Source organism: uncultured Tenacibaculum sp. (genome assembly GCF_947504135.1).
Classification (GTDB): Bacteria; Bacteroidota; Bacteroidia; order Flavobacteriales; family Flavobacteriaceae; genus Polaribacter.
In genome coordinates, this window is the sequence record NZ_CANNGG010000001.1 from 143,631 (window position 1) to 164,970 (window position 21,340).

Annotated in this window: 22 protein-coding genes; 10 read left to right on the forward strand and 12 right to left on the reverse strand. The window is 32.7% G+C overall.

The annotated features are described in order from the left end of the window. Positions 1-6: 6 nt before the first annotated feature. The 4 genes from Q0663_RS00630 to Q0663_RS00645 all read right to left on the reverse strand — a co-directional run bounded on the left by Q0663_RS00630 (position 7) and on the right by Q0663_RS00645 (position 2,658). Positions 7-1,137 carry an Mrp/NBP35 family ATP-binding protein gene (locus Q0663_RS00630; RefSeq protein WP_299004758.1) on the reverse strand — a complete coding sequence of 377 codons (1,131 nt, stop codon included), beginning with the start codon at positions 1,135-1,137 and terminating at the stop codon, positions 7-9. Between the two features lie 208 nt (positions 1,138-1,345). Beyond that, positions 1,346-1,672 (reverse strand): MGMT family protein, encoded by a 327-nt coding sequence (locus Q0663_RS00635; RefSeq protein ID WP_299004761.1) that lies wholly within the window; start codon positions 1,670-1,672, stop codon positions 1,346-1,348. An 80-nt stretch (positions 1,673-1,752) separates the two neighbouring features. Further along, a complete protein-coding gene (gene trmB / locus Q0663_RS00640; RefSeq protein WP_299004764.1) occupies positions 1,753-2,424 on the reverse strand; it encodes a tRNA (guanosine(46)-N7)-methyltransferase TrmB in 672 nt (223 codons plus the stop codon). 12 nt (positions 2,425-2,436) lie between these two features. Continuing rightward, positions 2,437-2,658, reverse strand: coding sequence for a hypothetical protein (locus Q0663_RS00645; protein ID WP_299004769.1), 222 nt, complete (start codon positions 2,656-2,658; stop codon positions 2,437-2,439). A gap of 42 nt (positions 2,659-2,700) precedes the next feature. On the opposite strand from Q0663_RS00645, the gene Q0663_RS00650 reads away from it, so the two are divergent. Then, entirely contained in the window at positions 2,701-3,606 is a 906-nt protein-coding gene (locus tag Q0663_RS00650) for a DUF6427 family protein (RefSeq protein WP_299004772.1), read from the forward strand. 4 nt (positions 3,607-3,610) lie between these two features. Here the strand turns inward: Q0663_RS00650 and upp are convergent, their stop codons facing one another. Then, entirely contained in the window at positions 3,611-4,264 is a 654-nt protein-coding gene (gene upp / locus Q0663_RS00655) for a uracil phosphoribosyltransferase (RefSeq protein WP_299004775.1), read from the reverse strand. Positions 4,265-4,307: 43 nt separating this feature from the next. After that, on the reverse strand, positions 4,308-5,081 hold the full coding sequence (locus Q0663_RS00660) for an alpha/beta hydrolase (RefSeq protein WP_299004778.1): 774 nt from the start codon (positions 5,079-5,081) through the stop codon (positions 4,308-4,310). Positions 5,082-5,120: 39 nt separating this feature from the next. Here Q0663_RS00660 and brnQ point away from each other — a divergent pair, with 39 nt between their 5' ends. Continuing rightward, positions 5,121-6,386, forward strand: a complete 1,266-nt coding sequence (brnQ, locus tag Q0663_RS00665; protein WP_299004781.1) for a branched-chain amino acid transport system II carrier protein — start codon at positions 5,121-5,123, stop codon at positions 6,384-6,386. A 109-nt stretch (positions 6,387-6,495) separates the two neighbouring features. Here the strand turns inward: brnQ and Q0663_RS00670 are convergent, their stop codons facing one another. From Q0663_RS00670 to Q0663_RS00685, 3 genes are all read right to left on the reverse strand, one after another. Next, positions 6,496-6,999: a DUF3575 domain-containing protein gene (locus tag Q0663_RS00670; protein ID WP_299004783.1), complete on the reverse strand. Its 504-nt coding sequence runs from the start codon at positions 6,997-6,999 to the stop codon at positions 6,496-6,498. Positions 7,000-7,201: 202 nt separating this feature from the next. Further along, positions 7,202-9,307: a ferrous iron transport protein B gene (gene feoB / locus Q0663_RS00680; RefSeq protein ID WP_299004786.1), complete on the reverse strand. Its 2,106-nt coding sequence runs from the start codon at positions 9,305-9,307 to the stop codon at positions 7,202-7,204. A 3-nt stretch (positions 9,308-9,310) separates the two neighbouring features. Further along, a complete protein-coding gene (locus Q0663_RS00685; RefSeq protein WP_274634219.1) occupies positions 9,311-9,535 on the reverse strand; it encodes a FeoA family protein in 225 nt (74 codons plus the stop codon). Between the two features lie 122 nt (positions 9,536-9,657). On the opposite strand from Q0663_RS00685, the gene Q0663_RS00690 reads away from it, so the two are divergent. From Q0663_RS00690 to Q0663_RS00705, 4 genes are read left to right on the forward strand one after another with little or no spacing between them, the layout of a single operon-like run. After that, a complete protein-coding gene (locus tag Q0663_RS00690) occupies positions 9,658-10,809 on the forward strand; it encodes a DNA polymerase III subunit delta' (RefSeq protein WP_299004789.1) in 1,152 nt (383 codons plus the stop codon). Between the two features lie 2 nt (positions 10,810-10,811). After that, a complete protein-coding gene (locus Q0663_RS00695) occupies positions 10,812-11,282 on the forward strand; it encodes a hypothetical protein (RefSeq protein ID WP_299004792.1) in 471 nt (156 codons plus the stop codon). 50 nt (positions 11,283-11,332) lie between these two features. Continuing rightward, the gene (locus Q0663_RS00700) at positions 11,333-12,745 is read left to right on the forward strand and encodes an ATP-binding protein (protein WP_299004794.1); all 1,413 of its coding nucleotides are present in this window, start codon (positions 11,333-11,335) and stop codon (positions 12,743-12,745) included. A gap of 8 nt (positions 12,746-12,753) precedes the next feature. Further along, complete coding sequence (locus tag Q0663_RS00705; protein ID WP_299004797.1) at positions 12,754-13,536, forward strand: enoyl-CoA hydratase-related protein; 783 nt, start codon at positions 12,754-12,756, stop codon at positions 13,534-13,536. 191 nt (positions 13,537-13,727) lie between these two features. Here Q0663_RS00705 and Q0663_RS00710 read toward each other — a convergent pair whose 3' ends face one another. Together Q0663_RS00710 and Q0663_RS00715 are read right to left on the reverse strand one after the other, a co-directional pair. Next, entirely contained in the window at positions 13,728-14,381 is a 654-nt protein-coding gene (locus tag Q0663_RS00710) for an HD domain-containing protein (protein ID WP_299004800.1), read from the reverse strand. Between the two features lie 68 nt (positions 14,382-14,449). Further along, the gene (locus Q0663_RS00715) at positions 14,450-15,457 is read right to left on the reverse strand and encodes an aspartate-semialdehyde dehydrogenase (RefSeq protein WP_299004803.1); all 1,008 of its coding nucleotides are present in this window, start codon (positions 15,455-15,457) and stop codon (positions 14,450-14,452) included. A gap of 301 nt (positions 15,458-15,758) precedes the next feature. Here Q0663_RS00715 and Q0663_RS00720 point away from each other — a divergent pair, with 301 nt between their 5' ends. From Q0663_RS00720 to dinB, 4 genes are all read left to right on the forward strand, one after another. After that, the gene (locus Q0663_RS00720) at positions 15,759-16,790 is read left to right on the forward strand and encodes a rhodanese-related sulfurtransferase (protein ID WP_299004805.1); all 1,032 of its coding nucleotides are present in this window, start codon (positions 15,759-15,761) and stop codon (positions 16,788-16,790) included. Then, positions 16,790-18,037 carry a peptidase U32 family protein gene (locus tag Q0663_RS00725; protein ID WP_299004807.1) on the forward strand — a complete coding sequence of 416 codons (1,248 nt, stop codon included), beginning with the start codon at positions 16,790-16,792 and terminating at the stop codon, positions 18,035-18,037. Before Q0663_RS00720 ends, Q0663_RS00725 begins: the two co-directional genes overlap by 1 nt. Then, the gene (locus tag Q0663_RS00730; protein WP_299004810.1) at positions 18,037-18,267 is read left to right on the forward strand and encodes a ferredoxin; all 231 of its coding nucleotides are present in this window, start codon (positions 18,037-18,039) and stop codon (positions 18,265-18,267) included. Before Q0663_RS00725 ends, Q0663_RS00730 begins: the two co-directional genes overlap by 1 nt. 65 nt (positions 18,268-18,332) lie before the next feature. Continuing rightward, positions 18,333-19,415, forward strand: coding sequence for a DNA polymerase IV (dinB, locus tag Q0663_RS00735; RefSeq protein WP_299004813.1), 1,083 nt, complete (start codon positions 18,333-18,335; stop codon positions 19,413-19,415). Here the strand turns inward: dinB and Q0663_RS00740 are convergent. After that, positions 19,412-21,334 (reverse strand): tetratricopeptide repeat protein, encoded by a 1,923-nt coding sequence (locus Q0663_RS00740; protein WP_299004816.1) that lies wholly within the window; start codon positions 21,332-21,334, stop codon positions 19,412-19,414. The two genes, dinB and Q0663_RS00740, sit on opposite strands and share 4 nt — an antisense overlap. Positions 21,335-21,340: the final 6 nt, after the last annotated feature.

Genomic DNA, 21,340 nt, shown 5'->3' on the forward strand with positions numbered 1-21,340 from the left:
AACTGCTTATTTTGAGCTACAACCACTCATGGTAGTAATTCGTACTACTTCTGTTGGTGGTAAGTTTGCATTTCTTTTTAATAGTTGCGAAACCATTTCTTTAGTTACCTCTGTAAAAGCTTCTGCTAGCGGTGTGTTTTCTTGTAAAGCTACTGGATGTCCAACATCTCCTGCTTCACGTATGCTTTGTACTAATGGTATTTCTCCTAAGAAACTTGTTTCAATATCTTCTGCTAAATTTTTAGCACCTCCTTCTCCAAAAATATAATATTTATTGTTAGGAAGTTCTGCTGGTGTAAAATACGCCATATTTTCAACGATACCTAATACTGGTACGTTAATACTTTCTTGTTTAAACATTGCTACTCCTTTTTTAGCATCTGCTAAGGCAATGTTTTGTGGTGTACTTACTACAACTGCTCCGTTAATTGGTACTGCTTGTACTATTGATAAATGTACATCTCCTGTACCTGGAGGTAAGTCAATTAGTAAGAAATCTAACTCTCCCCAATCTGCATCAAAAATTAATTGATTTAGTGCTTTTGAAGCCATTGGTCCACGCCAAATTACTGCCTGACTTGGATCGGTAAAGAAACCTAGTGATAATAATTTTACTCCGTAACTTTCAATCGGCTTCATTTTTGAACGCCCATTTACGTTTACCGCTAATGGCTTTTCTCTTTCTACATCAAACATTAAGTGCTGTGATGGTCCATAAACATCGGCATCTAACACTCCTACTTTAAAGCCCATTTTTGCTAATGAAACTGCCATGTTTGAGGTAATGGTAGATTTTCCTACTCCACCTTTACCTGAAGCTATAGCTATGATGTTTTGAATATTGGGAATTTCTTTCCCTCTAATTTGATTTGGGTTTTCTTTTTGTTGAACCTCCACCTTCACATTCACTTTTACATCGATTTTTTGATCAACGTGTTCGTGAATTGCTTTCATAATTTCAACTTCTATTTTCTTTTTTGCTTGCAATGAAGGGTTTGAAATTGTTACATCAACAATTACTTCATTTCCAAAACTTACAACGTTAGTTACATTTTCGTTTTCAATTAAGCTTTTACCTTCTCCTGGTGCTGTTATTGTTTCTAACGCTTTGTATATATCTTGTTTTTTAAAACTCATGTTTTATGCTATATGCTTTAAACAGCAAGCGATAAGCTTGTTGCTTATTTTTATTTAATCTTAACTGCAAAGATACGTTTTAGCCCTCAGAAAATAAAGTCTTTAGATTGGTAATATTTATGGTTTTATCAACTTGTTTTATAGACACAAATTCTGCGGATTAACTCTGTTTTAGAAATGTGAGATACAAACTTTTAAATAGCCAGAGCTAGTGTAACTCTTCACTCGGATTCCAAAACACCTTTTCAAAGTCTTGAATTTGGTTGTCAATAACTTCTATTCCTTCGCTTTCTAATAATTGTTGCATGAGGTTTGTCCCATCAAAATGGTGTTTTCCTGTTAACAATCCTTTTCTGTTTACTACTCGATGTGCTGGTACTTCTTTTTCTGAAGAATTATTCATTGCCCAACCTACCATTCTTGCTGAGCGAGCTGCTCCTAAATAGGTTGCTATAGCTCCGTAACTTGTAACTCTTCCATGCGGTATTAAACGAGCTACTTCATACACTTTTTCGAAGAAATTTTTATCTGCCATTTGGTAAAGATAATGACTTTAACGAACACCTTTCGACCGAAGAAAAGCCTAAAAACAAAAAATCCTGCAAAAAAGCAGGATTAGTAATTAAGTTTAAATTTTATGTAAGTAATCGGTTTTCCGATTTCTAAATATTGTTTTTCGTAAAATGTTTGCGTACCGGTTACCTCTTCTGGGCTATAGACATTTTTATAAACATTGTGGTTGGCGTGTAATATTTCGTGACCTTCTCCATGTAATAAACCTAAAGTGTAACCGTGCATGAATTCACTATCGGTTTTTAAGTTAACTGTCCCTTCTGAATTTAAAATTCCATGGTATTTCTTTAAAAATTCAGAATTCGTCATACGGTGCTTAGTGCGTTTATACTTAATTTGTGGATCTGGGAAGGTTATCCAAATTTCAGAAACCTCATTTTCAGCAAAAATATAATCTACTAACTCTATTTGAGTTCTAATAAAAGCTACATTTTCCATGTTATTTTCTAGTGCTGTTTTAGCTCCTCGCCAAAATCGCGCACCTTTAATATCAATTCCAATAAAGTTTTTATCAGGATTTTTTTCTGCTAAAGCAATCGTATATTCTCCTTTACCACAACCTAGCTCTAAGACTATTGGATTGTCATTTTTAAAAAAAGTATTCCACTTTCCTTTATAAGAAAAGTTATTGGTTACTTCTTCTCGTGTTGGTTGAATAACGTTAGCAAACGTTTCATTTTCTTTGAAACGTTTTAGTTTGTTTTTGCTTCCCAAAGTGTATAGAAATTAGGCTCTATCTTCAGTTCCTTCTTTTTTGAAACGCGCTGCTTCTTTCATCCAATAAGCAAATAACACTAAAAGGATTAACAAAAAGAACCAGTTTACAGCATTGGAAGTCCACCAACCTGCATCTGATTTAGCGATTGTTAAACGTAACCAATTAAACGGAGCGAATAAAAAATCGGTAAATAAACTACCAATCCATTTAAAAATATTGCCTGCTATCATATCTTAAGTATCTTTACAGCTGCAAAAATATAAAAAGAAACAATGTTAGCCAATTTTTTCGGTAAATCTAAACCCATAAATTTTATTGTACTCCTTGTTCTTTTTTTAGGGTATTTTGTTTTAAGTATTTTTTCTAAAGAATTATCATTCAATCTTCTTACAGAATTAGGGTGGTTTTTAGTAGTTTTTTCTGTTTATAATTTTATCATTACCAAAAACTTACTAACCTACGATAACTCTTTTGCTTTTCTGTTTTTTGTAATACTAATTGGTTTTTTTCCTGATGTTATTAACATAAACAAAACTTTTTATGCGAATTTAACTGTACTACTCTTCTTACGAAAAGTATATAGCTTACAGTCATCTAAAAACCTGTTTCACAAATTGTTTGATGGTGGTTTGTGGTTGGGTATTTCTTTTTTAATAGAGCCTTATACAGCTTTGTTAATTATACTACTTTACCTCTCTACTTTTCTACACCAACGGTTTACATATCAAACCTTGTTGATTCCTGTAATCGGAATTTTCGGACCTGTATTTTTATACTTTACCTATTGTTTTTGGTATGATGAAACAGAAAAATTCACAGCTCTTTTTAACTGGAATTTATATCCGGATTTAAGTTTTTACTCGCATCAAAAATCATTATTCCCTATTCTTTTTATTAGTTTCTTTTTAATAGCCTCTATACTTTTAAAAAGTCCTAAAGCTCTATCTGTACCTAATAAGTTTAGAAAAAACTGGATTTTAGTACTGACACAGTTTGTAATTTCAACTATAATTTTTATTTTAGTTGAAGATGGTTCTGGAACTGAATTTTTATATGTGTTTTTCCCTGTATCTGTTATTCTAGCTAACGGAATTGAGTTTTTTCAGAAGAAATGGTATGCTGACGCTATTATTACCTTGTTTTTACTTGCTTCTTTTGCAGTAAGTGCATTTATGTAAGGTTCTACAACTTTGCTCCATAAGCTAAATCGCCTGCATCACCTAAACCTGGAACAATATACCCTTTATCGTTTAGCTTTTCATCAATATCTCCAATCCATAAAGTTGTTTCTTCAGGAACATGTTTTCCCACATACTCAACGCCTTCTTCTGAACCTATTACTGATACAATTATTATTTCTTTAGGTGTTCCGTATTTTTTAATTCCTTCGTAAACCTCAACCATTGAGCGACCAGTTGCTAACATAGGGTCTACTAACAACAATGTTTTTCCATCAATTGACGGTGCTGCAAAATATTCTACCACTATTTCAAACTCCTCATCATTGTTTGGATGGTGGCGATACGCCGAAATAAAGGCATTTTCTACATCATCAAAATAATTCAGCATTCCGTTATGCAACGGCAACCCTGCTCTAAGAATTGAGCACAACACAATATTATTAGTTGGTAAGTTTGTTTGTTTTGTACCTAAGGGAGTCGTTATTTCTTTAGTGTCATAATTCAATTCTTTACTAAGTTCATATCCTAAAACTTCACCTATTCGTTCTATATTTCTACGAAAACGCATTGAATCTTTTTGAACCGTAACATCTCTAAGTTCTGCTAAGAATTTATTAAGAATAGAGTTTTGCTTTGCTAAATGATGAACTTTCATTGACTTAAATCTTTTAAAACTTTACAAAAGTAACAGAAAATTATTAGGATTTCACAAAGTTAGCTAACGCTTTTAAGAGCTCTTCTTTTGCTTCAATATGACTCATATGACCGTTGGGTAACTCAATTAAAGTGGTTTTTGTTCTGTTCGATTCTTTTACAACAGCATCATAATTTAAAATTGAATCTTGTTTACCTGCAATCATCAATCGTTTATCAATTGTTTGCAAAACTGCTTCTTTGTTTTCACGCAAACGCATTCCTTCACTTGCAGCAATATATCCTCTCACAGGAGTTTTTAATGCTTCAACTCTTACTTTTTCTATTACTTCGGAAAATTGCTCTCGAGTTTGTTCAGCAAATAAATTACCTATCGACATTTTTACCAAGGTCTCATAATTTTCTTTTGCCATTTCATTAGCTCTAAGGCGTAACTTTTTTCTTTCTTCGCTGTCTGCTTGAGAAGTAGAGTTTAGCAAACACAATCCTTTTACATTCTTCGGATATTTTTCTGCAAAAGCAAGAGCAACATAGCCTCCCATTGAATGCCCTACAAAAATAGCTCTGCGAATTTTTAATTCTTGTAACACAGCTTTTACTGCTTCTGCCATTTCTTCCATCGAATGAATATACCCAATACACCCTGTTTTTCCATGCCCTAACAAATCAATACAAATCATACGGTTTCTTTTGGAGATTTCCTCAACAACAGCATCCCACATGGTATTATTTTCTAAAAATCCATGTAACAAAACAACGCTATTCCCTTTACCAGTATCTGTGTAAAAAACCGTGGTTTCCTTAAATTTTACAATCATTTTTTAATGTATATTGGTCGCCTATTAATTTGTTAAACGATGCACAAAACTAAGGAGATATTTATAAACGGGTTTGCTTTATTTTCAATGTTTTTCGGAGCTGGAAACTTAATTTTACCTCCTCTTTTAGGTAAAAACGCAGCAAACTTATGGGTTTGGGTTACCCTTGGTTTTTTTGTTACAGCAGTATTTATTCCTATGTTAGGAATTTTAGCACATGCTAAGTTACAAGGTACCATGTACGATTTTGGTAAAAAAGTATCTCATCCTTTTAGTCTTGTTTACTGCTTTGTCATGTATGCTATTTGTCTTGCCTTACCAGCGCCCAGAACTGCATCTGTAACACATGAAATGGCTATTGCACCTTATTTTGAGAGCAGCTCTTTACTAACTAGTAGTATTTATTTCGGGTTGGTTTTTGTCTTTTCAATAAACCGATCGAAGGTATTAGAGTTGTTAGGGAAGTTCTTAACCCCACTCATCATCTTTATTTTATTGGCAATAATTTTTGTCGGAGTTTTCACCGCTCCTGAAACTGTAAACCCATCATCTTTTAAAATGCCTTTTGTAGACGGTTTGCTAGAAGGGTATCAAACTTTTGATGCTATTGCCTCCATAGTAGTTGGTGGAGTTTTAGTTGTTTCGATGAACTTCAATACCAATGCTTCGTTTGAAGAGAAAAAAGAATTAATTACCAAAGCTGGATTCATTGCTGGTTTCGGTTTATTAATTATCTACGCAGGACTTATTTACAACGGAGTTTTATTTAGTTCTACTTTTGGTGAAGGTGCTACCAGAACAGAAATTTTAAACTCTTTAAGCTACCAAACACTTGGTAATATAGGTAGTGTTTTTTTAAGTGTTTTAGTTGCTTTAGCATGTTTTACAACAGCAGTTGGAATTATTACGGGTACAGCGGATTACTTTAAAGGAATCAACAACAACTCTCAAAAAGTTTTTGTAATCACTGCTATTATTGGTTGTTTATTAGGAATTGCTATTGGACAGTTTGATGTAAAATATATCATAAATATTGCTTTACCATCATTGATGTTTATTTACCCGATAACCATCATTTTAATTGTATTAAACGTACTTCCAGAAAGATACACTTCAACTACCGTGTTTAAAATTGTGGTTGCAGTAACTTTCTTGTTGAGTATTCCTGATTTTTTAGGGTATATTATTGATACTGAATTTTTATCTGAAATAAAAAATACCATTCCGTTTGCTAATCAAAATTTAGGATGGGTATTACCTTCTATTTTAAGTTTTGTAATCGCTAATTTGATTCAAAAGAAATAACCTACTCTAACGGAGTAGGTTATTAATTACGGTTTATAAATAACATTATCATAAACTAAAAAAAGCTCGCGATTGCGAGCTTTGTTATTCTTTATTTAAGTTGAATATTTTAAAAACGATATCCTAAATTTATTCCTACCCTAGGCACAACTGCACGAGATTCAGAAGTAAATAAATTTCTACCTAAACCTCCGTAGATATCTACCACAAAACCCCCTGAAGACACATATTTTGATCCAATCGCTATACCCAAAGCTCCATCCGTATATTCTTTGTATTGTTTAAGCGTTGTTCCTTCTACCGTAATCTCTCTTTCACCTGTGTTTATCCCCATAAAAACCTCACCAAAATAATTCCAGTTACTGCTATCGCTAAAATAATGACGGAAGAAAGGAGTGAACATTTGCTTTTCGTTGTACTTAAAATCAGCCGATCTTTTTTCAAAATTAAACAATGCTGAAATACCGATTGACGAACGTTCTGTTGTATAATATTCGTACGATAATTCTAATGTTTTAAAAGCTAAAGCATCAAATAAATCTGCTTTAATTTCTTGCTGCGCCTGTGCAAAAGAGCTGACAAAAACGACAACTACTAAAAGTATTTTTTTCATCTGTTAATTTTTTTCTTACTTATCAAATATAATACCGCAAACTTACATCTTTTGCTAAAATTGAAACTGCAAAGTATTGTTAAAGGTTATTAAGAACAATTACAATTGGTATCGCATTTATTTTTTTTAGCCTTAAAGAAAAACTTTTTCACTAAAAAAATAACCGCTCCTAAAACAACTAAATATGTTAAAACTTCTTGCATTAGCTTAAAATTTGATAGACTGCAAAAGCAGATAAGTACGCTAAAACACCCATGCTTACTAATTGAACCAATGGCCATTTCCAGCTTTTTGTTTCACGTTTTACAATTGCCAAGGTTGCCATACATTGCATTGCAAATGCATAAAACAACAATAACGACATTCCTGTAGCAAAATTGAATCGTTTTTCACCAGTATCTGGGTTTATCTCTGACTCCATTTTTTGTTTAATTGTAGTTGAATCTTCGCTGTCATCTTCAACACTATAAATGGTAGCTAGTGTACCAATAAACACTTCACGAGCAGCAAAAGAACTAATCAATCCGATTCCTATCTTCCAATCATAACCTAGCGGTTTAACAATAGGCTCAATGGTTTTACCTGCTATTCCTATATATGAGTTTGCCAACTTAGCAGATGCTATTTTTTTAGCTAAATCTTCTTCTGAAAGATTTTTATTTGCAGTATTCTCTATAACACTTTTCTCAGCATTTTCAAAAGCTGATGGTCCGTGAGATGCTAAAAACCACAATACTATTGAGATTGCTAAAATGATTTTTCCTGCTCCAAAAACAAATGCTTTTGTTTTATCTAAGACATCAAAAAACACATTTTTTGCTGATGGTATTTTATAATTAGGCATTTCAACTACAAAAAGTGAGTTGTTTTTTATTTTCAATGTTTTATGCAAAATATATGCTGCGATAATTGCTGCAGCAAAACCTAAAATATATAATGCTAATAAAGTAAACCCTTGTAAACTTAAAAAACCAAACAACTTAGTATCAGGAATAATTAATGCTATTAAAATTGCATATACGGGTAATCGTGCCGAACAGGTTGTAAATGGTGTTACCAAAATAGTAATTAAACGCTCTTTCCAGCTACCAATAGTACGAGTTGCCATAATTGCTGGAATAGCACATGCAGTACCTGAAATTAATGGAATTACACTCTTACCACTCATTCCAAAGCGACGCATAATTTTATCCATTAAAAACACCACTCTACTCATATATCCTGATTCTTCAAGAATAGAAATAAACAGGAATAAAATAGCAATCTGCGGAATAAAAATAACCACTCCACCAATACCAGGAATCACTCCATCGACAAGTAAGTCGGTGAACATTCCTGCTGGTAATTGTGCTTTGGTAAATTCAGCAATATCTGCAAATAAACCATCTATAAAATCCATTGGAGTAGACGCCCAATCAAAAATAGATTGGAATATCAGTAGTAATAATCCGAAGAAAATTACATACCCAAATATTTTATGTGTAAAAACTCTATCGAGCTTACTTCGTACATCTGTAGCTTTTGATTTATCTACCTGATACGTTTTCTTTAAAATGTTATTTATTTTCTGATATCTGTAAATTGTTTCTTTATGTTGATGCTTTTTCTGAGTTGCTTCTTCACTTTCAAACTCCTTTATTTTCTCTTTTTCTACATCAGAAAGTAATGAAGTGTTCTTTTTGGTAAGTAACATCCACATTTCATAGGCTGTAAATTCATCACTTACTAAAGACAGCTTCTTAAAATAATTCGCATCTATTTTTTCTGTCAACTCATTAAAGTTAGAATGCACTTGCAACGATTCATAATTGGCAATTACGCTTTTTAAATCATCAACTCCTTCATTATTTCTTGCCGACATTAACACTACTTTGGTGTGCAATTCTTTTTCTAAAGCAGGGATATCTATCGAAATTCCTTTACGTTGTAGCTGATCTGCCATGTTTAAAGCCAAAACCGTCGGAATTTCTAAATCTTGAATTTGAGAAAACAGCAATAAGTTTCGCTTTAAGTTTTCAACATCAGCAACCACAACAATCATATCAGGTTTATCATCTCGATGCGCTGTCATCAAGGTTTTTAAAACGATACTTTCATCTAAAGAAGTTGGGTTGATACTATAAGTACCTGGCAAATCGGTAATCGTTGCACTTTTACCATTGGGTAGTTTAGAAACTCCTTGTTTTTTATCAACAGTAACCCCTGGGTAATTACCCACCTTTTGATTTAAACCTGTAAGTTGATTGAATAATGATGTTTTTCCTGTATTCGGATTTCCGATTAATGCTACTTTAATACGATTACTCATCGACTATAATTTAAATATTGATATTTGACAAGCTGTCTCTTTTCGAATTGCTAAATGACTCCCATTTACACAGATGTACATAGGGTCTTTTAACGGGGCTATTTGAAGTAATTCAACCTCTGTTCCCGGCAAACACCCCATTTCTAATAACTTTAACGGAATTTTATCTAAACATTCTTCAGATATAATTCCTTTTTCTCCGATTTGTAATGATGCAATTGTACTCAAAAAACACGTATTTTTAGCTAGCAAATATACCAAAATAGAATCATTCTAAACAATATATCAATACAATATATCATTTACTTACAATCGATTGTTCTCTTTGTTTGTTATCTTATATTTGTGGTATGAATTTCAACGAAATTATTGGGCAAGAACACATTAAAAAACACTTACAGCAATCGGCTGAAAATAATAGAATTCCGCATGCACAACTCTTTGTTGGCAAAGAAGGTAGCGGAACATTACCTATGGCAATAGCCTATGCTCAATACTTATTGTGTAATTTTTCAAACAATGTTGAAGCTTGCAATATTAAGTGTAATAAATTACAACATCCTGACTTACATTTTGCTTTTCCAGTTACCACAAACGATTCCGTTAAAAAACACCCTGTCAGTAATTTATTTTTAGAAGATTGGAGGTCATTTATAGAAGAGCAACCTTATGGAAGTTTATTTAATTGGTTACAACACATTGGTGTAGAAAACAAACAAGGACAAATTGGAGTTGATGAGGCAGAAGACATCGTAAAAAAACTACAACTAAAATCGTACGAAGGAGGTTTTAAAGTGATGATTATCTGGATGGCAGAAAAAATGAATGTTGCCGCCTCTAACAAATTACTGAAACTGATTGAAGAACCACCAAGTAAAACTATTTTCATCCTTGTTACTGAAGATGAAGAACAAATTATAAATACCATAAAGTCTAGATGCCAAGCTTTACACTTCCCTGCTTTAAGTGAAAGTGATATAGCCAACAATTTAGTACAGCAAGAAAATGTATCAGAAAATGAAGCAATTAAAATTGCTCATCAATCGGAAGGAAGCTATAACAAAGCACTACATGTTTTAAATAACAATTCTAACGACTTAGTTTTTGAACAATGGTTTATTACATGGATTAGAGCCGCATTTAGAGCCAAAGGAAATGCTGCTGTTATTAAAGATTTAATAGGTTGGTCAGAAGAAATTGCTAAATCTGGTAGAGAAACCCAAAAACAATTTTTACAATATTGTTTACAGTTTTTTAGGCAAGCTTTACTATTAAATTATGGAACACCCGACTTAGTGTTTTTAGAAACTCAGTCTGCAAACTTCGAACTCGCAAAATTTGCTCCGTTTATTCATAGCGCCAATATCTTAATCATAGAAAAAGAAGTAAGTGACGCACAATATCATATTGAAAGAAATGGAAATGCTAAAATTATTTTGTTAGATTTATCTATTAAACTAACGCGTCTTCTGCACACCAAAGAAGAAAAAATCCAATCTTAATCATGAAAACAAAACACATAATTACTGCGCTTATTTTCGGAATACTTTTTGTTACTTGTAAACAAGAAAAAAAAGAATCTTTATTACAAGAGTATTTGGTTGGTAGTTGGGAAACCACCTATTTAAAAATTGAATATTTAACTGCCAACGAAACCGACAGTACTTCTGTTTTTGAAGATGATTTTAGCAAACCTAACTCAGGAAAAGCACAATCTACCTATAACAACGATGGTACTTTTTCTGCATGGTTTGTGCAAGCTGATGGAAAAAAAGTCGGTGAAACTGGTGGGAAGTGGAAAACTAGTGGTGATAGTCTGTTTGTTGATTATCCGTATTTAGGGAAGCAAGTACAGGCTTGGTATAAAATTACACAAACCAATAATGGATTTAGCGCTACCTCTACTTACGACTGGGATGATGATGGAGAGGTAGATGATACTTTGTTTATGAAAACTAAAAAAATTGAGTTATAAAATTGCGCATTTTTAACAACATATCGCTACGAATTAGAATTTTCTTGTCAATGATACTTTTAGTACTATTGGCATCTATTTTAATTGTATTGGTTACGATTTACCAGTATGACGAACAAACTAAAGACTATAACATAGCAAGGTTTGAACGTAAAGAAGCATCTACAAAACAAGATATCGAAATAGAGTTAAAGAGGAGAACAACGTATCCTGTAACTACTCAAAATTTAGCCAAAATATTTCAAGACAGGATTTACGATATTGCATATGTACACAAACTTACCATTTCAATGTACGATATGAATGGTAACTTGTTAAAGTCATCAATTCCCTATAATTTTGACAAAAAAGAAGGCATAAATCTACCCAAAGAAACTATTCAATATCTTGCAAACAACTCTAACCATAAAGTTTTAAAAAGCAGAACAGAAAAAGGAATTACTTACCAGTCTTCTTACTCATATATTAATGATCCTCGTTTTAAACGAATTGGGATTTTAGAGCTACAAATTGCTCAAGACAACGAAGAGCAACAGCACGAACTTCGCGAATTTATTTCACGCTTGTCATTAGTATATTTATTAATGCTCATCATTGCTATTGTTTTAGCTTACTTCTTATCAACATATATTACACGTTCTATTCAAACAATTTCAGAAAAAATTAAAGAAACACGCTTAAACAAACGCAACGAAAAAATTACGTTGAACTCTGCTAGTTCAGAAATTAACTCGTTAGTAGCTGCCTATAACAATATGATTGATCAGTTAGAAGATAGCGCTGCTAGACTTGCTAAAAGTGAACGTGAGCAAGCTTGGAGAGAGATGGCAAAACAAGTAGCACACGAAATTAAAAACCCGTTAACCCCAATGCGCTTGTCGGTACAAAGTTTTGAAAGAAGATTTGACCCTAACGACCCCAACATAAAAGAAAAGATGTCTGAATACAGTGAAACTCTTATTCAGCAAATAGACGTTATGAGCTCTATTGCTTCTGCCTTTTCTGATTTTGCTAAAATGCCAACACAGCGTCGTGAAAAAATGAATGTTGTTGATGTCGTTAAGCATTCATTAGATATTTTCACAGAAGATTATATAGAATACATTCCGCAAGAAGAAGAACTTTACGCTAGTCTTGATAAAACTCAATTAATACGAATTGTTACCAATTTGGTTAAAAACTCTATACAAGCAATAAAAGAAACTGATAAAAACCCTAAAATAGAAGTTAAAGTGGCTTCAGAAGGAAACAGCGTAAAAATTACGGTTTCTGATAACGGCAAGGGGATTAGTGATAAAAATAAAGAACTTATTTTCGAGCCTAAATTCACCACAAAAACAAGTGGAATGGGCTTAGGTTTATCGATGATAAAAAATATAATTGAAGCGTATGATGGGGCCATTTCCTTTACTTCAACCAAAGGAGTAGGAACCGTTTTTACCGTAATTTTACCAAAAACATAAATAGTATCATGAATTTTGAAAATATTTTAGTTGAACAGGCTAACGGATTAGCAACTGTAATCATTAACAGACCAAAGAAATTAAATGCTTTAAACAAAGCTACAATTGAAGAACTACATAATGCTTTTAAAGCTTTAGAGAATGATTTAACCGTTAAAGCAATTATCCTTACAGGAAGTGGTGAAAAAGCTTTTGTTGCCGGTGCAGATATTTCTGAATTTGCTCATTTTTCTGTTGAAGAAGGAGGAATGTTAGCAAGAAAAGGGCAGGAAATTTTATTTGATTTTGTTGAAAACTTATCTACACCTGTTATTGCTGCTATTAACGGTTTTGCTTTAGGAGGTGGGTTAGAGTTAGCAATGGCTTGTCATTTTAGAGTAGCTTCAGACAATGCTAAAATGGGCTTACCTGAGGTATCTTTAGGAGTTATTCCTGGATATGGAGGTACACAACGCTTACCACAATTAATAGGTAAGGGAAAAGCTATGGAATTAATTATGACAGCAGGTATGATTTCTGCTGATGAAGCAAAAGACGCTGGTTTAGTTAACCATGTAACTTCACAAGAAGAACTACTTCCTTTAGCTGAAAAAATAGCCTCTAAAATTATGCGAAATTCTTCTGTAGCAATCAGTGCAGCAATTAAAGCAGTAAACGATAATTTTAAAGATGGAGTTAATGGTTTTAAAACAGAAATCACTGAGTTCGGAAATTGTTTTGGAACCGAAGATTTTAAAGAAGGAACTACTGCCTTTTTAGAAAAACGTAAACCAGATTTCCCAGGAAAATAATACGCTATATCACACAAGCAAAAAAAGCATCTAACCTAGGTTAGATGCTTTTTTTTCATTAAGGGGATTACATTAATAAATAGGGGGCTTATTAACTGAAGCAAATATATATTAAATTCAAAAACAACCAAATTTTAACGTAAATTTTTTATTAAAATAACCATATTTTTACATTATTATTTTAAAAAACACTAAACCTTTCCATTCCACTCATTGTAAAACTGCTGTAAAAAGTCCTCCATGTATGCGTGTCTTTGTGCTGCAATAGCTTTACCTGCTTGTGTGTTCATTTTATCTTTTAATAATAATAACTTTTCATAAAAATGATTAATAGTTGGCGCAGTAGACTTTTTATACTCCTCTTTTGTCATCTTTAAATTCGGAGGAATCTCAGGATTGTACAATTCCCTGTTTTTAAATCCGCCATAATTAAAACAACGAGCAATACCAATAGCGCCAATAGCATCTAATCGGTCTGCATCCTGAATTACATCAAGTTCAGGAGAAGTGAACTTTTGTTCAAAATTCCCTCCTTTAAAAGAAATGTTCGTAATTATCTTTTCTATATGAGTAATGATTTCTTCAGAAACTTTCTGACTTTCTAGAAACACTCTCGCTTTTTGGGACCCAACAGTTTCATCTCCATTGTAAAATTTGCTATCCGCTATATCATGTAGCAAAGCTCCTAAAGAAACCACAAACACATCTACCTTTTCATCTTTTGCAATCAACAATGCGTTTTTATATACGCGTTCAATGTGAAAAAAATCATGCCCGCCCTCTGCTCCTTGTAAAGTTTCTTTTACAAACTTAATTGTGTTTTGTATTATTTGCTCTTTGTTCATATTCCAAAAATAAAAATCCTGCACTTGTAAGTACAGGATTTTTACATATTATTTATGTTTACTTCTTTCTAAGCAGTAACTGATGACTTTACTAAATTGTTAGCCACTAAATATTCTGCTATTTGAATTGTATTGGTCGCCGCTCCTTTACGCAAATTATCTGCAACAATCCACATATTTAAGGTATTTGGTTGAGATTCGTCTCTTCTAATTCTACCCACAAAAACCTCATCTTTATTATTTGCTAAAATTGGCATTGGATAAACGTTGTTTTGCACATCATCTTGTACAATAACTCCATCTGATTGATCAAGTAATTCACGAACTTTCTCTAATTCAAAATCGTTTTCAAACTGAACATTTACAGCTTCAGAATGTCCACCCGCTGTTGGAATTCTAACCGCTGTAGCTGTAATACTAAAAGAATCGTCTCGTAAAATCTTTTTAGGTTCTTTTACCAGCTTCATTTCCTCTTTAGTGTAACCATTTTCTAAAAACACATCACAATGTGGTAATGCATTTCTTCCAATAGGGTGCGGATATGCCATTTCGCCTTCAACTCCCGCTTCTTCATTGTCTAATTGTTGAACCGCTTTAACACCAGTTCCCGAAACTGATTGATACGTTGAAATTACCACACGCTTCATTTTATACTCTTTGTGTAACGGAGCTAATGCCATTACTAACTGAATAGTAGAGCAGTTTGGGTTTGCAATAATCTTATCTTCACTAGTTAGTACATCTCCGTTAATTTCTGGAACTACTAACTTCTTTGTTGGATCCATTCTCCAAGCTGATGAATTATCAATTACAGTTGTACCAACCTCAGCAAATTTAGGAGCCCATTCTAATGAAGTATCTCCTCCAGCAGAAAACAACGCAATATCTGGTCGCATCGTAACTGCGGTTTCTAAACCTACTACTGTATAATTTGTTCCTTGAAATTCAATTTGATTTCCTACTGAACGTTCTGACGCAACAGGAATTAATTCTGTTACTGGGAAATTACGTTCTGCTAATACTTGTAACATTACATTACCTACCATTCCGGTAGCTCCTACCACTGCTACTCTCATCTTTTTACTATTTGAGTATAAAATTAATTGTTTGTATGGTACAAAGGTTTAAAAAAATTAAATTGGTTGTATCTTATTTGTATAAAAAAAAGCGTTAAAGTTTAAAATTACATCACTTTTCATTTAAAAGTCTTGTTTTAAACAGTAAAACACCTAAAAACTAGCCACTAATCATTTAGTAAATATAATTACAATTTTAAATGTTTAAGGCTCAATTACCGAGTAAAATGCAAAAAATCAGTACATTTGCACCGATTTTATGCAAAATCAATAAAATATTGTTTAACTTAAAAGGTATAGCATGCAACTGTACAACAAGTTAAGCGCAGAAGAACGCGCTAAATTAATAGACGAAGCGGGTAAAGACCGTATTACTATTTCTTTCTATCGATATTACAAGATAGAAAATCCAACCCTATTTAGAAATAAACTATTCCTAGAATGGAATGAGCTAGAAGTATTAGGAAGAACCTATGTTTCTTATGAAGGAATCAATGCTCAAATTTCTGTTCCTGCTGAAAATTTCAACGCTTTAAAAAAACAATTAGACAGCATTTCTTTTTTAGAGGGAATTCGTTTAAATGTAGCTGTTGAACACGACAATAAATCATTTTTAAAATTAAAAGTAAAGGTTCGTGATAAAATCGTAGCTGACGGATTAAACGATGACACTTTTGACGTTACTAACAAAGGAGTTCATTTAAATGCAAAAGAATTTAACGAAATGTTAGCAGATCCAAATACGGTTTGTGTAGATATGCGTAACCATTACGAAAGTGAAATTGGGCATTTTGAAGGTGCAGTAACTCCAGATGTTGATACGTTTAGAGACTCTTTAGACATTATTGAAGAAGATTTAAAAGACCATAAAGAAGATAAAAACTTATTAATGTATTGTACAGGTGGAATTCGATGTGAAAAAGCCTCTGCCTACTACAAACATAAAGGCTTTAAAAATGTTTTCCAACTTGAAGGTGGAATTATTGAATACACTCGTCAGGTAAAATCAGAAGGTTTAGAAAACAAGTTTTTAGGCAAGAATTTTGTTTTTGATCACCGAAGATCTGAAAAAATTTCTGATGATGTAATTGCCAATTGCCACCAATGTGGAAAACCTTGCGACACACATACCAATTGTGCTAACGAAGGTTGTCACTTATTATTCATTCAATGTGATGAATGTGCTGAAAAAATGGAAAACACCTGTTCTCCTGAGTGTCAAGACATCATTCACTTACCTTACGAAGAACAAAAAGAATTGCGTAAAGGAAAACACGCAAGCAATAAAATATTTAAAAAAGGGCGTTCAGAAGCTTTAAAATTTAAAAAGTAATGCAAAAGATTGAGTTAATGGCTCCTGCTGGTAATTTTGAATCGTTACAAGCAGCTTTAGATAATGGATGTGATTCTATATATTTTGGTGTAGAGCAATTAAATATGCGCGCTCGAGCATCTATCAACTTTACCTTAGATGATTTAGAAGAAATATCACGTAGATGTTCAGAAAAAAATGTTCGTACCTATTTGACTTTAAATACGATTGTTTATGATCATGATTTATCGATTGTAAAAACTTTAATCAAAAGAGCCAAAGAAGCTAATATTACTGCGGTAATTGCAATGGATCAAGCTGTAATTGCCATGGCTAGGGCTGAAGGTATGGAGGTTCACATTTCTACTCAAATTAACATTACCAATATAGAAACGGTTAAGTTTTATGCCATGTTTGCTGACACTGTGGTATTGAGTAGAGAATTGAGTTTACGTCAAGTAAAAAAGATTACTGAACAGATTGAAAAAGAAGAAATCAAAGGACCTTCTGGTCGTTTGTTAGAAATTGAAATTTTTGGTCACGGAGCACTTTGTATGGCGGTTTCTGGAAAATGTTACATGAGCTTGCATTCACACAACTCATCAGCAAACAGAGGTGCTTGCAAACAAAATTGCCGTAAAAAATATACAGTGATTGATCAAGAATCTGGTTTTGAAATGGAATTAGATAATGAGTACATCATGTCTCCAAAAGATTTATGTACTATTGATTTCTTAGACCAGGTTGCCGATGCAGGAATTAAAGTATTGAAGATTGAAGGTCGTGGTCGTGCTCCTGAATATGTAGCCAAAGTTATCAAGTGTTATCGCGATGCCATCGACAGTTTATACAACGGAACTTACGATAAAGAAAAGGTAATTAGCTGGATGCAAGAGCTTGAAAAAGTATACAATCGTGGTTTTTGGAACGGGTATTACTTGGGACAAAAATTAGGTGAGTGGAGTAAAGAACCTGGTTCGCACGCTACTCAAAAGAAAGTATACTTAGGAAAAGGAATGCACTATTTTTCAAAAGCAGAAGTTGGAGAGTTTAAGATTGAAGCGTATGATTTAGCTGTGGGCGACACTATTTTAATTACAGGACCAACAACTGGTGCGCAAGAAATGGAATTAAAAAGTATGTTTGTAAATGATAAGGAAGCACAAACTGCTACCAAGGGTGATGAAGTTACTATGAAATTAGATTTCAGAATTCGCCCATCAGACAAGTTATACAAAATTGTAAAAACTGAATTTGCTAAAAACTAATGGTTGTAATTACGTTACAAAGAAACAAGTGTATTGGCTGTAATTATTGCGTGGAGTTAGCTCCAGCACAATTTCAAATGTCGAAGAAAGACGGAAAATCAGTTTTATTGTATTCTACAGAAAAGAAAGGTTTCTTTACCATAAAATCACACGATGATAGTATTTTTGAGCCTTCTCATGAAGCTAAAAAAGCGTGTCCGGTGAAAATTATTGAAGTAAAACAAGTATAGTTTTAGAGAAAAGAATCAAGACTAACAAAAAGCTCTCTTACGAGGGCTTTTGTTATTTTTACAGAATGGAATTACAACCTCCTTTTCGTAAAATTATTCATGTAGATATGGATGCTTTTTATGCATCTGTTGAGCAATTGGATAATCCTGAACTAAGAGGAAAACCAGTTGCTGTGGGTGGTAGTGAGATACGAGGTGTGGTTTCTGCTGCCAGTTACGAAGCTAGAAAATTTGGAGTTCGTTCTGCCATGAGTGGTGTGTTGGCAAAACAAAAATGTCCACACATCATCTTTGTACCTCCTAGATTTGATCGCTACAAAGAAATATCCTCTAAAATCAGGAAGATATTTTACGATTATACCGATTTGGTTGAACCTCTATCGTTGGACGAAGCTTATTTAGATGTTACTGAAAATAAAAAGGGGAATCCCTCAGCTAGTATGATTGCTCAAGAAATTCGTCAGCGAATTTGGGATGAATTAGAGTTACGAGCATCCGCGGGAATATCTATTAATAAATTTATTGCCAAAGTAGCTTCCGATATTAACAAACCCAATGGACAAAAAACTATCAACCCTGAAGAAGTTCTAGAGTTTCTAGAACAATTACCTGTAAATAAGTTTTATGGTGTAGGAAAAGTTACAGCCGCTAAAATGCACAATCTAGGTATTTTTACGGGATTGGATTTAAAACAGAAATCACTGGAAGAACTTTCTAAACTGTTTGGGAAATCTGGCGTACATTATTACCATATTGTTCGAGGGATTCATAATTCAGTAGTAAAACCTAATCGTATTCGAAAATCAATTGCTGCCGAAACTACTTTTAGAGAAAATCTATCTTCAGAGGTTTTTATGTTAGAACGTCTTGATAAAATCGCTGATGAGTTGGAACGCCGCATGAAAAAATCGAATACCAAAGGAAAAACAGTTACTTTAAAAATCAAATACAGTGATTTTACACAACAAACCCGCAGCAAAACTACCAATCATTATCTTCAGCTAAAAAAAGAGTTCTATCCTATCGTAAAAGAGCTGTTATACCAAGATACACTTAATAACTCTGTTAGATTATTAGGCATCTCTTTTAGTAATTTAAATACTGAGAAAACTGAACCTGTTTGGGTACAGTTACGATTTGATTTTTAAAGTATTGGTATTCTCAACGAAACTTTGGTGCCTTTAGGGTTTCCTTGTTCATCAATTATATCTGTATAAATTAATGAATAATTATTGGCGTACTCGTTGGCAAAGTTTCGTAATCGTTCTTTAGTCAAATCTATACCTATCGACCTTCTATTCAACGATTTGTTTTTTCTAATTTTCATAGCCGCGTCCCTACCAATTCCATTATCTACAATATCAATTTGTATAAATTCGTCTGATATTTTGGTAACTGACAACGAAACTTCTTTTTTTCCTTTCTTAGATGAAAGTCCATGCCAAATAGAATTTTCTAAGAAAGGTTGCAATATAAGTGGTGGAACTTTTATTCTTTCAATATTTACACCTTCATCTACTTTTTCTATATAGTTTACTTCGTTAGATAGTCGAATATTTTCAATACTCATATATAAATTCATTGTTTTTAGTTCTTCACTTAATGTTACCTCCTTTACAGATGAAGATTCTAAAATACTTCGAATTAACTTTGAAAACTTGTTTAAGTAGTGTACCGCATTCTTTTGTTCGTTGTTAATAACATACAACTTTATTGAATTTAAGGCATTAAAAACAAAATGTGGATTCATTTGAATTCTCAATGCTTCCTGCTCTAGTTTCAATATTTTTTTGTCGTTATTTAACAAACGTTGTCTGTACATAGAATACAACAATACCCCTAATAACGCTATAGAAACTAAGGCAATGATTAAAACATTTCTGTTTCGAAGTAATTTAAGTTTAGCAATCTCATTTTCTTTTGCTAAGCTTTTAATTTTATTTCTACTTACCTCATTATCATATTTATTAATAAGGTTGTTTACGTAAGAAATATTTTTGTCATTGAAAGTTTTTCGTTCTCCTTCTATTGCTTTTTTATAAAAATCATATGCATTTTTAAAATCTCCTTTTTCTTCATAAAATTCAGATAAATACAGGTTAGACTTGTTTATTCCTGAAGGAATTTCATGCTTTTTTGCAATTTCTAATGCTTTTTCGAGGTTCACTTTTGCCTTACCTAAACTATCTAATTTTAATTGGATGTATCCTAAAGTTGCAAAGATCTCTGAGGTATAATACTGATTTCCTATTTCCTCAGAAACAGGAACAACTTCATTTACATAATTATAAGCCTCTTCATATTTTCCTTGCATTAATAAAACATCACCTATACTTTTGTGGCATATTACTTTTCCTAAATCTGATTTAATTTCTAAGTTATACGCCAACGATTTTTGATAATGTTCTAATGCTACATCAATATCTCCTAAATTCTTAAACGCAAATCCTATATTCTGATGATTTATTGCAAGTCCTCTTTTATCTCCCGTTCTACTTTGTATTAAAATAGATTTTTTAAACTTTTCTAATGCTAACTGATATTGTTTTAAGGCTAAGTAGATGTTACCGATACTGTTGTTAGAAATACTAATACTTATTTTAGTATCTATATCTGGCCGCTCAATTTTATCTGCTAGCTCTAATGCCATTTGATGGTAGTTAAGAGCACTTCTAACCTTGTCTTGGCGCCTATAAACCACTCCTATTTGATTAAGAGTAACAATCTCTGCATTTACATCGTTTATTTCTCTTGCAAGTTCTAAAGCTTTTAAGTGATTTGCTATAGATTTATCAAAAAAGGAATTATTTCTAAAACTTCTTCCTAATAAGTTATACGCATAAACTTCTCCTAGACTATAATTGTTTTTTCTGCTTTCTTTAAAGAGTAAATCGATCTCTTCGCTATCAAATCTACCTCTTTCAAAAAAACGGTACAGCTCGTAATAATTATCAATTTTTTTATTTACTGCCGTATGGATGAGACTATCTTTACTTTTTCCATCATTTTGAGCATAACTAGAAAAAATTGTATAAAAAAGAAAAGAAATTATTACTAATTGCTTCATTTAAAC